At 54.8% G+C, this 2,500-nt stretch carries 1 tRNA gene and 2 rRNA genes (1 of these 3 cut by a window edge); all 3 read right to left on the reverse strand.

Features of this window, described 5'->3' with window-relative positions:
* Window positions 1-6 precede the first annotated feature (6 nt).
* Window positions 7-83: transfer RNA gene (locus AC04PT_RS19975), tRNA-Met, on the reverse strand.
* Between the two features lie 87 nt (window positions 84-170).
* Window positions 171-285: ribosomal RNA gene (gene rrf / locus AC04PT_RS19980) — 5S ribosomal RNA — on the reverse strand.
* A 120-nt stretch (window positions 286-405) separates the two neighbouring features.
* Window positions 406-2,500 (reverse strand): 23S ribosomal RNA (locus AC04PT_RS19985) (it continues 1,435 nt past the right edge of the window).

Here is a 2,500-nt window from a genome sequence, read left to right on the forward strand (position 1 = left end):
ATTTTTTGGTTGCGGGAGCAGGATTTGAACCTGCGACCTTCAGGTTATGAGCCTGACGAGCTACCGGGCTGCTCCATCCCGCGACACTTTGGTTTGGCCTGGCGCCTTTCGGCGGTCTTGGGCCAGGGTCGCTTTGATCGTTTTGAGAGATACGGATCGGGGCTTATCAGGTTTGGCGATGACCTACTCTCCCACGTCTTGAGACGCAGTACCATTGGCGCGACGGCACTTAACGGCCGGGTTCGGGATGGGACCGGGTGTTTTGCTCGTGCTGTGATCACCAAACCGGGAAAGCCCCGTTATATTCCCCGCCGTTGGGCGGGGTCCAAGTCAAGTATCGTGTTGTGTTGGTGTAGTTTGCTTTGATCTTGTTCCAGAGACGGACGTGTCTGTCTTTTACTGGATCAAATCAAGCCTATCGGACCATTAGTACCGGTCAACTGAACGCGTTACCGCGCTTACATCTCCGGCCTATCGACGTGGTGGTCTACCACGGTCCTCAGGGATACCTTGTTTTGAGGGGGGCTTCCCGCTTAGATGCCTTCAGCGGTTATCCTGTCCGATCATAGCTACCCTGCACTGCTGCTGGCGCAACAACAGGTCCACCAGTGGATCGTTCACCCCGGTCCTCTCGTACTAGGGGCAACTCCTCTCAAGTATCCTACACCCACGGCAGATAGGGACCGAACTGTCTCACGACGTTCTAAACCCAGCTCACGTACCTCTTTAAACGGCGAACAGCCGTACCCTTGGGACCTGCTCCAGCCCCAGGATGAGATGAGCCGACATCGAGGTGCCAAACACTGCCGTCGATATGGACTCTTGGGCAGTATCAGCCTGTTATCCCCGGCGTACCTTTTATCCGTTGAGCGATGGCCCTTCCACTCGGGACCACCGGATCACTATGGCCGTCTTTCGACTCTGCTCGACTTGTCAGTCTTGCAGTCAGGCTGGCTTCTGCCATTGCACTCAACGAGCGATTTCCGACCGCTCTGAGCCAACCTTCGCGCGCCTCCGTTACTCTTTAGGAGGCGACCGCCCCAGTCAAACTACCCGCCACACAGGGTCCCGGATCCGGATAACGGACCGCGGTTAGACATCAAGCAATGCAAGGGTGGTATCTCAAGGGAGGCTCCACAGAAACTGGCGTTCCTGCTTCAAAGCCCACCACCTATCCTGCACATGCATGGCCTGATGCCAGTGTGAAGCTGTAGTAAAGGTGCACGGGGTCTTTCCGTCTAACCGCGGGAAGCCTGCATCTTGACAGGCAATTCAATTTCGCTGAGTCGATGTTGGAGACAGCGGGGAAGTCGTTACGCCATTCGTGCAGGTCGGAACTTACCCGACAAGGAATTTCGCTACCTTAGGACCGTTATAGTTACGGCCGCCGTTTACCTGGGCTTCAATTCAAGGCTCTCACCTCTCCTTTTAACCTTCAGGCACCGGGCAGGCGTCAGACCCTATACGTCGTCTTGCGACTTCGCAGAGCCCTGTGTTTTTAGTAAACAGTCGCCACCCCCTGGTTTGTGCCCCCAGCCCCTAGTTGCCTAGGAACCGGGCCTCCTTCTCGCGAACTTACGGAGGTATTTTGCCGAGTTCCTTCAACATCGTTCTCTCAAGCGCCTTGGTATTCTCTACCAGTCCACCTGTGTCGGTTTAGGGTACGGTCTGATGGAGGGCTATTTCCAGGGACCAATAAGCAGCCCATTCAATCCGATAAGAATGAACTACCCTCTTGATCCGTCACATCCTCCTGGCCCACGAATATTAACGTGGTTCCCATCGGCTACGCATTTCTGCCTCGCCTTAGGGGCCGGCTTACCCTGCTCAGATTAGCTTTAAGCAGGAACCCTTGGACTTTCGGCGAGAGTGTCTCTCACACTCTTTGTCGCTACTCATGTCATCATTCTCGCTAGTGATCTCTCCACCGGATCGCTCACGCGCCGGCTTCACAGAAAGTTCCCCGCGTCCAATTTCCCCGAAGGGATCAAGGACGCTTGGAACTATGTCACACTACGCTCTGCTACCATGCCTTACGGCATCCTAAGCTTCGGCTCATGGCTTGAGCCCCGTTACATCTTCGCCGCAGGACAACTTGTTTAGACCAGTGAGCTGTTACGCTATCTTTAAAGGATGGCTGCTTCTAAGCCAACCTCCTGGTTGTTTTGGTCGTCCCACCTGCTTTCCCACTTAGCCATGAATTGGGGGCCTTAGCTGTAGGTCAGGGTTGTTTCCCTCTCCACAACGGACGTTAGCATCCGCTGTGTGTCTGCCATCTAGTACTCCCGGGTATTCGGAGTTTGGTTAGGATCAGTAAGCCTGTGGGGCCCCATTACCCATCCAGTGCTCTACCCCCCGGGGTATTCGGATGACGCTCTACCTAAATAGATTTCGCAGAGAACCAGCTATCTCCGAGTTTGATTGGCCTTTCACCCCTAGGCACAACTCATCCCGACCTTTTTCAACAGGTGTGGGTTCGGACCTCCAGTAAGTGTTACCT

Source organism: Litorisediminivivens sp. KMU-197, assembly GCF_056858395.1.